Source organism: Alysiella filiformis, from assembly GCF_014054525.1.
In the GTDB taxonomy this organism is placed as follows: domain Bacteria; phylum Pseudomonadota; class Gammaproteobacteria; order Burkholderiales; family Neisseriaceae; genus Simonsiella; species Simonsiella filiformis.
On sequence record NZ_CP059564.1, the window covers coordinates 1,302,239 to 1,318,342 of the forward strand.

Consider the following 16,104-nt stretch of genomic DNA (forward strand, 5'->3'; position numbering starts at 1 on the left):
AAGAAAAAACCATGCCCACCCAATTCTACGGTATCCGACATCATGGCGCAGGCTCAACACGCCACCTGCTCAATGCGCTCAACGCCCAACAGCCCGATTTGATTTTGCTGGAAGCCCCACCTGAAGCCCAATCGTTGTTGCCTTTGGCGGCGCACGCAGACATGAAACCGCCTGTTGCACTGTTGGCGTATCGCCCAGACGCGCCACAAAATGCGATTTATTACCCTTTTGCCGAATATTCGCCAGAATGGCAAACCCTTCAATTTGCAGCGAAAAACCATATTGAAGTGCGTTTTTTTGATTTGCCTTTGCAACACAGTTTGGCGGACGAATATTCAGGCTGCCTGAAAAACGAAAATGGCGAAAACAATGAAAATTCAGATGAACATTCAGATGAACATTCAGATGAAAATTTAAATGAAACAAAAATTTATCAAGACCCATTTGACCATTTAGCCCAAATTGTTGGCTTGCCAGATGGCGAAGTTTTTTGGGAACAATTTGTGGAACAACGCCAAGACGGTCAAGACATTTTCGCTGCCGTCCAAATTGCCGTGTCCGCCTTGCGTGAACATGAAACCACCAGCCCAAACAATGCCTTACGCGAAGCCTATATGCGAAAAATGTTGCGCCAAGCCGAAAAAGACGCGCAAAACATCGCAGTCGTGTGTGGCGCGTGGCACGTTCCCGCGCTGACCGCCAAAGTCGCCGCCAAAGACGACACCGCCTTACTTAAAAATTTGCCCAAATGCAAAGTCGCTTGCACCTTTATTCCTTGGACAAACAATCGCTTAACTTTCGCAAGCGGCTATGGCGCAGGCATACACGCGCCCGCTTGGTATGCGCATTTGTGGCGTTATCCTGACGATGACGGCGTGTTGTGGGTTGGTCGTGCGGCTGCCGCCTTGCGCGAAAAAGGTTTTGACGTGTCGGCTGCTCACGTCATTGAAACCGTGCGTTTGGCGAACGCGACTGCTGCCTTGCGCGGTCAAAGTCGCCCGAATTTGGCGGATTTTGTGGACGCGATTGGCGCGATTATTGGCATGGGCGAAACGCTCATCATTGATTTAATTAAAAATAAATGGTTAATTGGCGCGGAGATTGGCAGCGTTCCAGACGATACGCCACAACTGCCCCTGATTGCCGATGTTGCCGCGCAACGCAAAAAATGCAGGCTGCCTGAAACTGCCGAACACAAAACCCTAGAATTGGATTTACGCAAACCGCTTGATTTGCAACGCAGTATTTTGATTAACCGAATGATTTTGCTGGATATTCATTGGGCGGAACACGTCCACAGCAACAGCACAGGCACGTTCAAAGAAACATGGCGCATGGCGTATCAGCCCGAACACCACATTCAACTGACCGAACGCGCCGTACACGGCAACACGCTGGAAAAAGCGGTCGCCAATTATGTGCGCCAAAAAATGGCTGATTTCAAGCAATTACGCGAATTGGCGAATTTATTGCGTTTGTGTTTGCCAGCCGATGTGCCTGAATTATTGAATGAAATTGCCACGCAAATCGCCAATGCGTCTGCCGACAGCCACGATTTAGCCGACAATTTGCACGCCCTGCCTGAATTGGTGGACATTGTGCGCTATGGCAGCGTACGCGATTTTGACGCTGCGCCTTTGCAAGGCGTATTGGCGACTTTGTTGGCGCGACTGGCGGCGGGTGGCGTGCAAGGCTGCCTGAATATTGACACGGACACAGCACAATCGCTGTTTACGCGCATTCGGGCGGCGGATTACGCCATGGGTTTGCTCAACGATGAAGATTTAACGGCATTGTGGCAAACTTTCCTGAAAAAACAAATGGCTGCGGAAAACGTCCACGCTTTGTTGTCGGGCAATGCCGCGCGGATTTTGTTTGACAAACAAGGTATTAGCGAAGAAACCATGTCGCAAACATTCAGCCTATCGCTTTCTACGGCGCAATCGTATGAACACGCGGCGCATTGGTTGGAAGGCTTTTTGTATCAATCGGGAACGATTTTGTTGATTAACAATGATTTATGGCAAATGATAGACGATTGGTTGCGCGGTTTGTCGGACGAAGTGTTTACGGAATTGTTGCCCTTGTTGAGACGGACGTTCAGCAGTTTTGAGTTTGGCGAACGGCGACAGTTGGGCGAAAAAGCGGCGCAAAATGGCACGGAAACGGTTTCAGGCAGCCTGAAAACGCCCACACAAAATCATGGCGCGTTCAATGAAACATTGCGCGAAAAAGCGGCGGAAACGGTGCGAATGTTGTTGCAGGCTGCCTGAAAGTCCTAGCGGACGGCAAATATGTAGGGTGCGCCGTGCGCACCGAATTTGCCATAATATTGATTTTTTTGGGAAAATTGGTGCGCACGGCGCACCCTACGAAAACTGAATTGAGTTTAAAGGCTTGTGCCAAACGGGTATGGCTGCCTGAAAACAAAATAGGTTGGGTTTTTAACCCAACCTACACGCTACGCTTACTAAACCCTAATCATTTACCATGCAAATAATTTCCGCAAATTTGGGTCGGTTTCAGGCATGGTTAATTCTGCAAAATTGGTTTTCCCTGCATTGTGGGCTTGTATGAATTTCACAAAATCTTCCACCGTACCAATATGAGGTAAGTAATACATGACCATATCTGCTGCGGCTTCTATTAATTTCACCCATTCATCATATTCACGAACTCGCCAACGTAAATGTTTATAGCCATTTTCATATTCGCTAATCTTAATATTGGGATTAATGAGATTGGCGTTAGATAAACCATAAAAATTCACTAAATTAGAGCAAGTTACTTTAGGTATAAAAGTGGCTAATTGATTGACATATTTTTCTCTTACATTAAAATCAATCGTAAACTTAAAATACAATTCTTGGTCATATTTATCTTTTTCAGTGAGAGTACAAATATAAAATTCAGAAAATAATTCTGTCCTAATGATAAAGTAATCTACACTCTGTTTTGAACTCACACCATATTTTTCCAATAATTCTTTAAATTTTTCCCCAAGTCGTTTTTTAATGATTTTAGATGTCAAACTATTTCTTTTCGCTTCACTGGCTGGAATTTGCGGCTTATCTTGCTTGGCAATCAATTCTTGAATATGCGTTTGCCAAATTTGCTCGTTTTCTTCAACCATATCATGCCAGTGAAACGGTTGATTATTCGCATCAAATGCCGTGCCGTCTGGCAAAAAGACGCATTCAAAATCGCCATGCAGCACCGCCAAATTGTTTTCGCAAGCCGCACGAATAATCGCGCAACTGAAACTGTCTGGGTATTGTTTGGGTGGAAATTCAAAGGAATATTTCGCTTTGTGTGTTGTAGCGGTGTATTCGGCAATGTCCAAGCACATGCTTAATCCGTCATCGCCTTCGTAAAACTGCCATGCTTGGCGCACAAATTCTGCCATTTTTGCGCCAAATGCCGCCATATTGGGATTGGGGGCGCTTTCTTTGTAGCCGCTTAATTGGTCTAAAATTTTATTGGCTTCGCTGTGATTTTGTGGAATGCCGTGTTTGGTGTCCCAAACGTAAATGCCGTTGCTGCTCATTATTTTGTTCCTGAATGTAGAAAAGGGATTTTAATGGATTTTCAGGCTGCCTGAAAAATGCAACAACTGTATTTTAACACGATGAGATTAAAATACAGTTGTTCGCTTGCTACTTTTGTTTTGCTTTTTCAAGATGCCCTAAAATCGCTTTTTCTAAACTTGTCAATTCTGTATTATATCTACTTTCACAAAATACGCGCAAAGCAGGATTGGTTTCAGCAAGCGTAGGGTGGGTGCTTGCACCCACGCATTTTGTGATATTTCTGATTTATTGTTTTTCATTGCCATTCCCTTTCAGGCTGCCTGAAAAATAAAAAATCATTTCACGCATTGAAATAAAAGGAAAAAACATGAATACCCCACACCCAACCCGTTGGCGATTAATTCTGGGCGAACCCGCCGCCGAAAGTTGTGGCGCAAACCTGTCCGCCGAACAAATCCGCATGGACAACGCCCTGTCCGCACTCTACGACCCCAGCGAAAATCGGCGTGGTGGTTTGGGCGCGTCCGCCCCGAAAGTCAGCGCGTGGCTGGGCGATATTCGTGAATTTTTCCCACAATCTGTGGTGCAAGTCATGCAAAAAGACGCGGTTAATCGCTTGAATTTGCATTCATTATTAACCGAAAAAGAAATGCTCGCCAACATCACGCCCGATGTGCATTTGGTGGCGACTTTGATGAGTTTAAGCCGCGTCATTCCCGAAAAAAATAAGGAATTGGCACGTCAAGTTGTGCGCAAAGTGGTTGAAGCATTGCTGAAAAAATGGTCATCGCCCACCCAACAAGCCATTCAAGGCGCACTCAATCGCGCCACGCGCACGCGCAATCCGCGTTTCAAAGAAATTGACTGGCACAGCACCATATGCAAAAATCTGAAAAACTATCAGCCTGATTATCAAACGATTATTCCCGAAACGCGCATTGGTTACGGCAAAAAACGCAAAGCCGTGCGCGACATGATTTTGTGCCTAGACCAAAGCGGTTCTATGGGGACTTCCGTGATTTATTCGGGGATTTTTGGCTCTGTGCTGGCGAGTTTGCCGTCTCTGAACACGCGCATGGTGGTGTTTGACACAGCGGTGGTGGATTTGATGGACGAAATGGACGACCCTGTGGATTTGCTGTTTGGCGTGCAACTGGGCGGCGGCACGGACATCAATCGCGCCCTGAATTATTGCCAAACGCAAATCACACGCCCAAATGACACGACTTTGGTTTTGGTAACCGATTTGTATGAAGGCGGCGATGAACGCGCCATGCGTAAACGTATGGTGGATTTGGTCAATTCGGGCGTACAACTGATTGTTTTGCTGGCGTTAAATGATGATGGTGCGCCATTTTACGACCAACGCAATGCGGAATTTTTGGCGACTTTGGGCGTGCCAGCGTTTGCGTGTACGCCTGATAAATTCCCCGATTTGATGGCGGCGGCGTTGAATAAGCAAGATTTGAGTTTGTGGGTGTCGGAGAATGTGAAGAAATAGGTTTCAGGCAGCCTGAAAAGGTTTTGGGGCTTTCAGGCAGCCTGAATGGGGAAAAAAGCCACGATGCGCGTTTGATGAACGACAACGTGGCACATTGGACCAAACGTTTTCCGCAGCAATACTTGTTTGCCTACAACCGCTACAAACACCCATGGGGCGCACCCAATCGCCCTGAATAAGGAGACCGCTCATGGACAGCATCTACATCACACAAGTACTGATTTTTGCGGTGGCGGCTACGCTGCATGGCATCACAGGCATGGGTTTTCCCATGGTGGGTACCACGTCTTTGTCGTTCATCATGCCCTTGCCGCAGGCGATTGCGATGATGATTTTGCCCAGTTTGGTCATGAACATCATGGTTTTGTTGGCAGGCAAAACACCGCATTTGTGGCAAGAATTGTGGGCTTATTGTCGGCAATATTGGCGATTGATTGTGATGAGTGCCGTGGGCAGCGCGGTGGGGGTGTGGTTGCTGTTGTGGCTGCCCGCGCAATACGTTTATGCGATGATGGCATTGCTGACCTTTTATTATGCCATACATGGCTATGCCCAATTAAATCATTGGGTTAAACCGCTTGCCATTCCTACTCACGGTGGTTCAATGCTTTTTTTCGGTTTTGTGTCGGGCGTGGCAGGTGGGGCGAGCAATGCCATGTCGCCATTGGTGTTGATGTATTTGTTTGCCCACACGCAAAACAAGCACGAAATCGCCAAAGTGAGCAATTTGTGCTATTTGGTTGGCAAAGTGGTGCAACTGCTGCTTTTGCAAAAACATTTTGCCCATTTTGATGCCAATGCCACACAAATCATGGTGTGGCTGACTGTGGTGTCGGTATTTTTTGTGTATGTGGGCGCGAAATGCCGCGATAAATTGGGGCAGGTTTTCTTTAAAAAATTGATTTATTTTATTTTATTGATTTTGTCGTTGAAAATTGCCCACAGCGCGTTTCAGGCAGCCTTTTTTACGAATTCATAAAAATGGATTTTGCCTTCGGCGACTTACTTTTTAAAAAAGTAGTAAGCCAAATAAATGAATGTCCAACGGTTTCGTGTTAAAGCAATGTTTCAGGCAGCCTGAAACCTTTGCAAAACTCAATTCGTAGGGGCAGATTTCATAATTGATAACGCGATTTCGGGATAAAAGTGATTAATCAATTTAAGTCACTTTGCTCCCTCTCCCTGTGGGAGAGGGCTGGGGAGAGGGTATGCTGCTCAACAAGCCCTCTCTCCAACTCTCTCCCATAGGGAGAGAGGGCAGGTTTGTTGGCAAATTGACAGTTACTTATCTGCAAGTCTAAACAGGACAGATGTGAAATTTGCCCCTACGAACCGAGTTTTGCAAAGGTTTCAGCCTGAAAGCCATTTTTCTTGATATGGAAAACAGTTTTTCTGATTAAGATAATGATGTGGCAGCCGCATTTTGCTACAATCACACCATTTCACCACCCACATTAAGGATAATGACCATGAAACGCATTTTATTCAGCAGCTTAATCGCCTTGGCAGCCGCCAGCGCAAGCGCAGCAGAATACAAAATTGATGCCCATCACACCAACGCCCGTTTTGCGATTGACCATTTTGCCACCAGCACCAATGTGGGCGGCTTTTACGATTTAAACGGCACCATGCAATTTGATGCCGCCAAACGCACAGGCGCAATCAGCTTAACCTTGCCCCTTGCCAATTTGCAAACGGGTTCAAGCCACTTTACCGAGCATTTGAAATCTGCCGATTTGTTCCACGCTGAAAAATTCCCCGAAATGAAATTTGAATCCACCAAATTCAAATTTTCAGGCAGCAAAGTCAAAGCCGTAGAAGGCAATTTGACCCTGTTGGGCAAAACCCACCCCGTTACTTTAAAAGCAAGCAAATTCAACTGCTACCCAAGCCCCATGCTGAAAACCGAAGTGTGTGGCGGCGACTTCAAAACCACGATTGACCGCACCAAATGGGGCATGAATTATTTGGTTGATGTGGGCATGAGCAAAAACGTGGATTTGACCATTCAAATTGAAGCGGCAAAACAATAATCCCAAAAATTGATGGGGGCGGATATGAAATCTGTCCCCATTTCATGTAATTGTTTTTATTCGGCAAACACTTGCGCCAATGCTTTGGCAACCGTTTCCACATTGCCCTCATTCAAGCCAGCCACGCACAAACGTCCGCTATCCAAAACGTAAATCGCAAATTCATCGCGCAAACGTTGAACCTGCGCCACACTCAAACCCGTGTAGCTGAACATACCGCGCTGTTTCACAAAATACGAAAAATCTTTTTCAGGCAGCTTTTCGCGCAAAACTTCATACAATTTCAAACGCATGGCACGAATGCGGTCGCGCATTTCATACACTTCATTTTGCCATTGTGCCGCCAAATTTGTATCGCCAAGCACACCTTGTGCCGCCAACACGCCTTGTGCGGGTGGGCTGGAATAAATGCGGCGGACGATGAATTTCAGTTGCCCCAACACCAAATCGGCTTGTGCCGCATTGGGCGCAAGCACCATCAACGCCCCCACACGCTGACCGTAGAGCGACATATTTTTGGAAAATGAACAACTTACAAAAAGCGGCAAATTCAATTTGGCAGCCTGACGAATCGCATAAGCATCGCTGTCAAACGTGTCGCCAAAACCCTGATAGGCAATGTCCATAAACGGAATGAGCTGGCGTTCGGCAACGATGTTTAAAATCGTATCCCATTGTTCGGGCAGCAAATCCACGCCTGTTGGGTTGTGGCAGCAGGGGTGCAACAGCACCACGCTGTGTTCAGGCAGGCTGCGGAAAAAATCGCACATCGCGTCAAATTTCACGCCTATGGTTGCGGGGTCGTAGTAGGGGTAGCTGCCCACTTCAAAGCCTGCGCCTTCAAAAATGCCGCGATGATTGTCCCAAGTGGGGTCGCTGACAAAAACGTGGCTTTGGGGAAACCAGCGATGAATGAAATCCGCCCCCAATTTCAACGCCCCTGAACCGCCCAAAGTTTGCACCGCCGCCACGCGATTTTCTTGCAAAACAAGACTTTCTGCGCCAAACAGCAATTTGGCTACGGCAGCGCGAAAACCTGCGTGTCCCTCCATGGGCAAATAAGGCTGCACCTGATTTTCAATGCGCTGGGCTGCCTGAAACACGCTGTTGGGAAAAGGCATTTTGCCCTCGTTGTCAAAATAAATGCCAATGGACAAATTGATTTTGTTGGGGCGAGGGTCTTGTTTAAAGGTTTCCACCAAACTCAAAATGGGGTCGCCAGCATAGGGGGTAACGTGTTGATACATGATTGTTTTCCTTTCCAAAAATGGCTTTCAGGCAGCCTGAAAAAGGCAAAATTATAGCACAAGCACTTTACCGTCTGAACACCCCACAATTCAAAGTAAAATGATTTGAAAATCAGGGCATATCGCATTAAAATCTTGCGTTTTTACCCTATTTATGCTATTAAATAGGGGTTAGAGTCTAGTTCTGCGTTCATGGCACAATTTTCATGAATGGATATTGAAATAGACTTTTGTTTTTAAAATGATTTTTTTGAAAAGCCAAACATCATGAACAACGCACTACCTTTCTCCAATACCGAATTATTGAACATGGACACCCCCACGTTTTTGCAACACATTGAAAGCACATTTCAGCGCGTGTTTGCCGATGGCGTGAATTTAATGGAATACCTGCCTGAAAACAAATGGTTAGAATTGAAACAAGCAGGTTTGCTGTTGCCATTTTTATTGGAACAACACGGTGGACGCAAAAACAATCAGTTTGAAATTCAAGAAGTTTTGCGTATTGCAGGGCATTATGGCGTACCCGTTACCCTACGCACAGGCATTGAAGGCGCATTGGTTTTGCAGCCCCTGCTGGAATTTGGCAATGAAACACAAATTCAGCAAGGTTTGCAATCCGTGTTCAATGGCGAAGGCGGCGGCTTGGCGATTACCGAACCCAAAACATCGGGTTCCGCCATTGCGCGTGAAATGCAATCGTATTACGAAGATTTGGGCGATGGCACGGTTTATGTGGAAGCAGAAAAATATTGGCAAGGCAATTCCCAAAGCGAATTTTTGCTGGTTGCCGCCAAAGAGCGCAAAAATGGCAGATTGTCCAAAATGATTAATTTGCTGTTTGTGCCAAAACAATACATTCAATTTGACGTTTTAAAATCAGAAGGTTTGCGTGCGGTGCGCTATGCGATTAACCGCGTGGCAGCCAAAATGCCCGCCAATGCCGTGATGCGTTTGTCGGAAAACGATGCTTTGGGTTTGCGTGCATTTCAAAATATTTTCATTCGCAGCCGCTTGCAGTTGGTGGGCATGTCGCATGGCATTATGGAATACATTGTTGAAAACACACGAAAATTCGCCAAAAAAGACATCAAATTTGTGGAATTTGAATGCAAAGAAATTGAAAAACGCTATGCCGTTTCACAAGTTTTGTATGATTACACTTGCAAACACGTTGCGCCCGATGCGCCCGTGTCGCATCAACTGATGGAAGCCAATATCATCAAGACCTTATCCACCGAATACACCTACGATGCCGCACAAATTTTGCAAAAATTATTGGGCGCAAAAGGCTTTGAAAGCGGTCATGTGGCGAGCAATATTGCGATTGATTTCCGCCCCTTTACCATTTTTGAGGGACCCAATGACATGTTGTATGCGGAAATTTACGACCAATTCACGCGCGTTACCGCCGAAGAAAAAGAACAAGGCGTTAAATTGGATAAAAATCAAACGCTTTTACAAAGAATCAAATCCGACAAGCGTTTCACTTTAACCGCGCTGAAAGAGCGTGTTTTGCCACAAGACATTTCGGAATTTTTGTCGCGCTACACTTTGAGCGATGCGGACGCTTTGAAAAAGGTGTTTTTGGGCAAAGTGGTGGCAAAATTGTTTGTGTTTGGGCAAACGGCTACCGATGACGCGGCGGCATTTTTGTTGAAAAACATTCGCCAAGATATTTTGGATTGTGAATATTGTTAATGGATTTTTGAAATCCGCTTGCCATGTTTTGAAAACATTGCGGGCGGATTTTTTTCAGGCAGCCTGAAAATGCGAAAATGTTATAATTTCGCCCAATTTTAATTGTTCAGGCAGCCTGAAATGCAAATTATCCAATACGAAAATTCCCCGTTCAAACTCCACCAACCTTTCCCCCCAGCAGGCGACCAACCCACCGCCATCGCTCAACTTTTGGACGGCTTATCAGACGGCTTGTCTTACCAAACCTTGCTTGGCGTAACGGGTTCGGGCAAAACCTACACCATGGCAAACGTCATCGCGCAAAGCGGCAGACCTGCCATCATCATGGCGCACAACAAAACCCTAGCCGCCCAACTTTACGCAGAAATGCGCGAATTTTTCCCCGAAAATGCGGTGGAATATTTCGTTTCTTATTACGATTATTATCAACCCGAAGCCTATGTACCAAGCCGTGATTTGTTCATAGAAAAAGACAGCGCAATCAACGAACACATAGAACAAATGCGCCTTTCCGCCACCAAAAACCTGATGACGCGCAATGACGTGATTATCATCGCCACCGTGTCCGCCATTTACGGCATTGGCGACCCCACCGAATACCAACAAATGATTTTGTCCGTGAAAGAGGGCGACATCATGAGCCAGCGCGACATCATTTCCACGCTGGTTTCCATGCAATACGAACGTGGCGATGTGGATTTTCAACGCGCCAGCTTTCGCGTTCGCGGCGATGTGATAGACGTGTACCCAGCCGAAAGTTCCGAATTTGCCCTGCGGATTTCATTATTTGATGATGAAATTGAACGCTTGGATTTGTTTGACCCACTTTCAGGCAGCCTGCACCAGCGCGTGGGACGCTACACCGTGTTTCCGTCCAGCCACTACGTTACCCCACGCGAAACCGTACTCCGCGCCTGCGAAGCGATTAAAGCCGAATTGCGTGAACGCATTGATTTTTATACCAAAGAAAACCGACCCGTAGAACAACAACGCATAGAACAACGCACCCGATTTGATTTGGAAATGCTGTATGAAATGGGTTTTTGCAAAGGCATTGAAAATTACAGCCGCCACTTTTCAGGCAAAAAAGAGGGCGAACCGCCCCCCACGCTGATGGATTATCTGCCCAAAAACGCCATCATGTTCATAGACGAAAGCCACGTTACCATAGGGCAAATTGGCGCGATGTACAAAGGCGATGCGTCTCGCAAACAAAATTTGGTGGATTACGGTTTCAGGCTGCCTTCCGCGCGGGATAATCGCCCCCTAAAATTCCATGAATTTGAACAAGTTATGCCGCAAACCATTTTCGTATCCGCCACCCCAGCACAATACGAAGCCGACCACGCAGGGCAAATTGTGGAACAAGTCGTCCGCCCCACAGGATTGACAGACCCGCAAATTGAAATCCGTCCCGTTGCCACCCAAGTTGATGATTTATTGAGTGAAATCAATATCCGCAAACAAAAAGGCGAGCGCGTACTCGTAACCACCCTAACCAAACGCATGGCGGAACAATTAACCGACTATTACAGCGAATTGGGCGTAAAAGTACGCTATTTGCACAGCGACATTGACACGGTGGAACGTGTTGAAATCATTCGGGATTTGCGCTTGGGCTTGTTTGATGTATTGGTCGGCATCAACCTATTGCGCGAAGGTTTGGACATTCCCGAAGTGTCGCTGGTCGCCATTTTGGACGCGGACAAAGAAGGCTTTTTGCGCTCACACCGCAGCCTAATCCAAACCATCGGACGCGCCGCGCGTAACGTGAACGGTGTGGCGATTTTGTATGCCGACAAAATCACCGACAGCATGAAATCCGCCATAGACGAAACCGAACGCCGCCGCCAAAAGCAAATTCAGTTTAATTTGGACAACAACATTATTCCCCAACAAATCAATAAGAAAGTGAAAGATTTGATTGATGGCGTGTATGCGGAAAATGGTGGCGAACAAGTTTCAGGCAGCCTGAAAACGAGCGGAGCGGGTTTTGCTAAAAGCAAATCCAAATCCAAGAAAACCGAAATCCACAGCGAAGAAGACGCGATTGCCGAAATCGCCCGTTTGGAAAAACAAATGCAGCAAGCGGCACGCGATTTGCAGTTTGAAGAGGCGGCGGTTTTGCGCGACCGCATTCGGTTGATTAAAGAGAATTTGTTGTTTGGGATAGAATGATGATTGTGAGAACTTTTGTTATATTATTACTTGGAATATCTGGACTATTTGTCCCTTTTATGATAATTTGTTTAATTTTAATATTTTTTGAAAGATATTTTATGGGAAATGATAATGTTAATAAAAAAGCAGTTAGTAATAATATGTCTATTATTATATCTATTGCAGGTCTGATTGTATCAGTATTCGCTGCTTATTTTACTTGGACACAAGCACACATTGCTAAAGAAGCTACTACACCTTATGTAACAGTACAATTCTTTAATGATGAAAGGCTGCATGGTATTTATATTAGTAATGCTGGAAAAGGACATGCAATTATAGACAAGATTAAGATTGATGATAAAGAATATGATATTTTAGATAGAGAAAAATGGGATAGCATTTTAAAAGAGAAGAAGTTTGAGGTAGGTGTTGAATGTTTTGCATTTAGTTCTATTCAGAAAAATATTATTTTAAGTTCTAGTGATACTCAATTAATTATAGGAAGAAGAAAAGCACTTTGGGATGAACTAAAAGAACTTCAAAAGAATCAAATTGATTTAAATAATATGCTTACATTTACCATTTTAAATCAACTAATAATTAGTGAGATATCTCGTTCAGAGAATACAATAAATGGGAAAATTATTATTGAAAAGTTTAATGAATTAATACCCAGTAATTTACGTAGTAATTTACGTAATAGCGAGAATGATACAATTTGTACAAATATAGATGATTCGAAGATGAATGATTTAGTTAATAAATTAAAAGAACTTAAAGTAGTAGTTTATTACCACTCAATTATTGATGATGAATCTATTGAGTCAAAGGAATTAAAATAAAAAAGCCAGAGTAGCAAGCGTAGGGTGGGTGCTTGCACCCACCACAATCATCAAATAACCGTGTTCCTGATGAAAAAATATTTTCAGGCAGCCTGAAAACACAATCCCCTTTCATCACAAATCAAGCGCGTGGACCTACAAAAATACCGTTCCCAATCCAATGGCAACGGTATTTTCCCTTTTCAGGCAGCCTGAAAATCCCAAACTTGCCCAATGATTTCAATCTTTTTATAATGCAGCCATTACCCATTAAAAAGCAAGTGATTTGGCTTTAAAACCCAACATCAATCCTTTTCAAAAATACCGTTCCCCATTCCCTGTAAACGGTATTTTTCTTTTTCAGGCTGCCTGAAAATCATTCACAAACATTTATTTTAAATAGGAAAAATCATGCAACATTACGATACCATCATCGTGGGTGGTGGCGCAGGCGGCTTGGAATTGGCGGCAAAATTGGGGCGCAAATACGGTCGCGGTGCAGGCAAAGACAAAATTTTGTTGATAGACCGCGCCATTGTCCACATTTGGAAACCGACTTTGCACGAAGTGGCAGTTGGCACGCTCAATCCGCAACAGGAAGGGATTTTGTACACCACCGTGGCGCGGCGCAATCATTTTTCGTTTATGTTGGGCGAATTGGTCGCGTTCAATCCGCAGGAACGCACGCTCACGGTGGGCGAATTGCGCGATGAAGACGGCAGCATTCTGGTTCCCAAAAGCACCATCAGTTTCAATAAATGCGTGTTGGCGATTGGCAGTGGCTCCAATTCGTTTGGCACAAAAGGCTTTGAACACGCCTTTACGCTGGAAAATGCCCAAGACGCGCAGCGTTTTCAAAAATATTTGTTTGGGCGATTTTTGCAAACTTCGCATTCCGACAAACGCTGCCTGAATGTGGCGATTATTGGCGGTGGCGCAACGGGCGTGGAATTGGCGGCGGAAATGACCGAAGCCTATCATGAAATGCACCAAATCATTGGTTCGGCAAACCGTTTTCGGATTGAAATCAATTTGATAGAAGCCACTTCGCGCATTTTGCCAGCCATGCCCGAGGAAGTATCGGCACAATCCATGCCGATTTTGGAGCGCAAACAGGTTAGCGTGCACACCAACACTAGGGTGCTGGAAATTACCGAACAATCGGTCATCACCGACAAGGGCGAAATTGCCGCCGACATCGTGATTTGGACGGCTGGCATTAAAGCTGCCGACCGCAACACGCAATTTCATTTGCAAACCAATGCGATTAACCAATTCATCATTAACGAAAAATTGGAAACTTCGGCAAAATTCGTTTACGCTTTGGGCGATTGTGCCAGTTTGACTTTGGCAGACGGCAGTCGCATTCCCGCTACGGCACAAGCGGCACACCAGCAAGCCAGCTATTTGGCAAAATTACTGTGGGCGGCTGCCAACGAACGCGCATTTGATGAAACTTTTGTGTATCAAGATAGCGGTGCGCTGGTGTCTTTGGGTTTTGACAAGGGCGTGGGGCGTGTGGCAGCCAATCCCAAAAAACAGGAAAATACCATATTTTTAAAAGGCTTATTGGCAAAATGGGCGCATATGTCGCTGCATTTGTTGCACCATTTTGAGGTGTTGGGTTTGCGTAAAACGACGGTTTTGGCATTGGCGCGTTTGGCGCAAAAACGGGTTTCAGGCAGGCTGAAATTGCATTAAAGCCATAAAAAACAAAAATCCTTATGTCATTCAACAATGAACATAAGGATTTTTGTGTTTCAGGCTGCCTGAAAATGCCCAATGCTTTCAGGCAGCCATTTTTTAGAATGAACTCAAATATTTGATAAACGTTTGTACGCTCAATACCGCCATGGAAATCGCCACAATCGCCCCAAAAATCGTCAGCCAAACGGGGTGTTTGTAATCGCCCACAATTTTGCTTTTGTGTGCCGCCAGCAAAATCAAACCCAAAGCAATCGGCAAAATAAAGCCATTCAAAGTTCCCACCAAAACAAGAACTTGGGCTGGACGACCAATCGTTGCCAACACAGCCGTTGAAATCACAATAAATGCGATAATCCAAGCGTTTTTATTGCGTTCAATGCTGGGACTGAATCCCGAAATGAACGACACCGAAGTGTATGCCGCACCAATCACCGAAGTAATGGACGCTGCCCAAATCACCACGCCAAAAATCATCAAACCCCAAGTGCCAGCAATATGCTGAAACGGTGTGGCGGCAGGATTGGTTTTGTCCAAAGCCACACCTTGCGACACCACGCCCAACACCGCCAAAAACAGCACCACACGCATCACAGACGCAACCAAAATTGCCGTAACCGAACTGCGGCTCACTTCGGGCAGTGCGTCTTTGCCCTTAATGCCTGCGTCCAACAAACGGTGTGCGCCCGCAAATGTGATGTAACCGCCCACCGTGCCGCCCACCAGCGTAACAATCGCCACCGCGTCCAACTGTTCAGGCACAAACGTCCGCGCCACTGCCTCGCCCACAGGTGGGCTGGCTTGAAAAGCCACATACACCGTCAGCGCAATCATCACAAAACCCATGATTTGCGCGAATTTATCCATGACCTTGCCTGCCTCGCGGAACAAGAAAATGCCAATCGCAATCGCGCCCGAAATAATCGCGCCCGTTTCAGGCGTAATGCCCATCAGCAGATTCAAGCCCATGCCTGCACCGCCCACATTGCCGATGTTGAACGCCAAGCCGCCCATCACAATCAGCAAAGCCAAAAAATAGCCAGCGTAGGGGAATACCTCATTGGCAATGTCTTGGGCGCGTTTTTCCGACACGGCGATAATGCGCCAAATGTTCAACTGTGCGCCAATATCCAGCAAAATGGACAGCAAAATCACAAAACCAAAACTTGCCGCCAATTTTTGCGTGAAAGTGGCGGTTTGGGTTAAAAAGCCTGGCCCGATGGCGGAAGTTGCCATCAAAAATGCCGCGCCCAACAGCGCGTTTCTGCGTGAGGATTGTTGGGGCATGATTTATCCTCCTGATAAGTGATTAAAAATAAAAAATCTTTTTGGCTGCGCCCATGTCGCTAACGCGCCATATTAAAACTTCGCTCGTTCTGTTTCTGCTTAAAAAATATTTTCAGG

At 45.7% G+C, this 16,104-nt stretch carries 12 protein-coding genes; 9 read left to right on the plus strand and 3 right to left on the minus strand.

Translation table 11 applies throughout. The features are described 5' to 3' along the window. The first annotated feature begins 11 nt into the window (after positions 1 to 11). A complete protein-coding gene (locus H3L97_RS06450) occupies positions 12 to 2,273 on the plus strand; it encodes a DUF5682 family protein (RefSeq protein WP_097113574.1) in 2,262 nt (753 codons plus the stop codon). Between the two features lie 212 nt (positions 2,274 to 2,485). Here H3L97_RS06450 and H3L97_RS06455 read toward each other — a convergent pair whose 3' ends face one another. Then, a complete protein-coding gene (locus H3L97_RS06455) occupies positions 2,486 to 3,547 on the minus strand; it encodes a hypothetical protein (protein WP_097113573.1) in 1,062 nt (353 codons plus the stop codon). A gap of 350 nt (positions 3,548 to 3,897) precedes the next feature. Here H3L97_RS06455 and H3L97_RS06460 point away from each other — a divergent pair, with 350 nt between their 5' ends. The 4 genes from H3L97_RS06460 to H3L97_RS06475 all read left to right on the plus strand — a co-directional run bounded on the left by H3L97_RS06460 (position 3,898) and on the right by H3L97_RS06475 (position 7,064). Then, positions 3,898 to 5,031, plus strand: a complete 1,134-nt coding sequence (locus H3L97_RS06460; protein ID WP_097113572.1) for a vWA domain-containing protein — start codon at positions 3,898 to 3,900, stop codon at positions 5,029 to 5,031. Continuing rightward, positions 5,004 to 5,210, plus strand: a complete 207-nt coding sequence (locus H3L97_RS06465) for a hypothetical protein (RefSeq protein WP_179655773.1) — start codon at positions 5,004 to 5,006, stop codon at positions 5,208 to 5,210. The genes H3L97_RS06460 and H3L97_RS06465 overlap by 28 nt, the downstream gene beginning before the upstream one ends. An 11-nt stretch (positions 5,211 to 5,221) precedes the next feature. Beyond that, positions 5,222 to 6,010, plus strand: coding sequence for a sulfite exporter TauE/SafE family protein (locus H3L97_RS06470; RefSeq protein WP_097113571.1), 789 nt, complete (start codon positions 5,222 to 5,224; stop codon positions 6,008 to 6,010). Positions 6,011 to 6,500: 490 nt separating this feature from the next. After that, positions 6,501 to 7,064 carry a YceI family protein gene (locus H3L97_RS06475; protein WP_097113570.1) on the plus strand — a complete coding sequence of 188 codons (564 nt, stop codon included), beginning with the start codon at positions 6,501 to 6,503 and terminating at the stop codon, positions 7,062 to 7,064. Between the two features lie 56 nt (positions 7,065 to 7,120). Here H3L97_RS06475 and H3L97_RS06480 read toward each other — a convergent pair whose 3' ends face one another. Continuing rightward, a complete protein-coding gene (locus tag H3L97_RS06480; protein ID WP_097113569.1) occupies positions 7,121 to 8,311 on the minus strand; it encodes an amino acid aminotransferase in 1,191 nt (396 codons plus the stop codon). 267 nt (positions 8,312 to 8,578) lie between these two features. Here H3L97_RS06480 and H3L97_RS06485 point away from each other — a divergent pair, with 267 nt between their 5' ends. The 4 genes from H3L97_RS06485 to H3L97_RS06500 all read left to right on the plus strand — a co-directional run bounded on the left by H3L97_RS06485 (position 8,579) and on the right by H3L97_RS06500 (position 14,697). Next, the gene (locus H3L97_RS06485) at positions 8,579 to 10,012 is read left to right on the plus strand and encodes an acyl-CoA dehydrogenase family protein (protein ID WP_425321615.1); all 1,434 of its coding nucleotides are present in this window, start codon (positions 8,579 to 8,581) and stop codon (positions 10,010 to 10,012) included. A gap of 120 nt (positions 10,013 to 10,132) precedes the next feature. After that, positions 10,133 to 12,190, plus strand: a complete 2,058-nt coding sequence (gene uvrB / locus H3L97_RS06490) for an excinuclease ABC subunit UvrB (RefSeq protein WP_097113568.1) — start codon at positions 10,133 to 10,135, stop codon at positions 12,188 to 12,190. Next, positions 12,187 to 13,017, plus strand: a complete 831-nt coding sequence (locus tag H3L97_RS06495) for a hypothetical protein (RefSeq protein WP_143269093.1) — start codon at positions 12,187 to 12,189, stop codon at positions 13,015 to 13,017. Before uvrB ends, H3L97_RS06495 begins: the two co-directional genes overlap by 4 nt. Positions 13,018 to 13,407: 390 nt before the next feature. Next, the gene (locus tag H3L97_RS06500) at positions 13,408 to 14,697 is read left to right on the plus strand and encodes an NAD(P)/FAD-dependent oxidoreductase (RefSeq protein ID WP_097113566.1); all 1,290 of its coding nucleotides are present in this window, start codon (positions 13,408 to 13,410) and stop codon (positions 14,695 to 14,697) included. Between the two features lie 102 nt (positions 14,698 to 14,799). Here H3L97_RS06500 and H3L97_RS06505 read toward each other — a convergent pair whose 3' ends face one another. Continuing rightward, positions 14,800 to 15,987, minus strand: a complete 1,188-nt coding sequence (locus H3L97_RS06505) for an NRAMP family divalent metal transporter (RefSeq protein WP_097113565.1) — start codon at positions 15,985 to 15,987, stop codon at positions 14,800 to 14,802. Positions 15,988 to 16,104 lie beyond the last annotated feature (117 nt).

What these genes read in the sequence shown, in the direction of transcription:
- H3L97_RS06450 (WP_097113574.1), top strand. Translation starts at nt 12, where the DNA reads ATGCCCACCCAATTCTACGGTATCCGACATCATGGCGCAGGCTCAACA.
- H3L97_RS06455 (WP_097113573.1), bottom strand. Translation starts at nt 3,547, where the DNA reads ATGAGCAGCAACGGCATTTACGTTTGGGACACCAAACACGGCATTCCA.
- H3L97_RS06460 (WP_097113572.1), top strand. Translation starts at nt 3,898, where the DNA reads ATGAATACCCCACACCCAACCCGTTGGCGATTAATTCTGGGCGAACCC.
- H3L97_RS06470 (WP_097113571.1), top strand. Translation starts at nt 5,222, where the DNA reads ATGGACAGCATCTACATCACACAAGTACTGATTTTTGCGGTGGCGGCT.
- H3L97_RS06475 (WP_097113570.1), top strand. Translation starts at nt 6,501, where the DNA reads ATGAAACGCATTTTATTCAGCAGCTTAATCGCCTTGGCAGCCGCCAGC.
- H3L97_RS06480 (WP_097113569.1), bottom strand. Translation starts at nt 8,311, where the DNA reads ATGTATCAACACGTTACCCCCTATGCTGGCGACCCCATTTTGAGTTTG.
- H3L97_RS06485 (WP_425321615.1), top strand. Translation starts at nt 8,579, where the DNA reads ATGAACAACGCACTACCTTTCTCCAATACCGAATTATTGAACATGGAC.
- uvrB (WP_097113568.1), top strand. Translation starts at nt 10,133, where the DNA reads ATGCAAATTATCCAATACGAAAATTCCCCGTTCAAACTCCACCAACCT.
- H3L97_RS06495 (WP_143269093.1), top strand. Translation starts at nt 12,187, where the DNA reads ATGATGATTGTGAGAACTTTTGTTATATTATTACTTGGAATATCTGGA.
- H3L97_RS06500 (WP_097113566.1), top strand. Translation starts at nt 13,408, where the DNA reads ATGCAACATTACGATACCATCATCGTGGGTGGTGGCGCAGGCGGCTTG.
- H3L97_RS06505 (WP_097113565.1), bottom strand. Translation starts at nt 15,987, where the DNA reads ATGCCCCAACAATCCTCACGCAGAAACGCGCTGTTGGGCGCGGCATTT.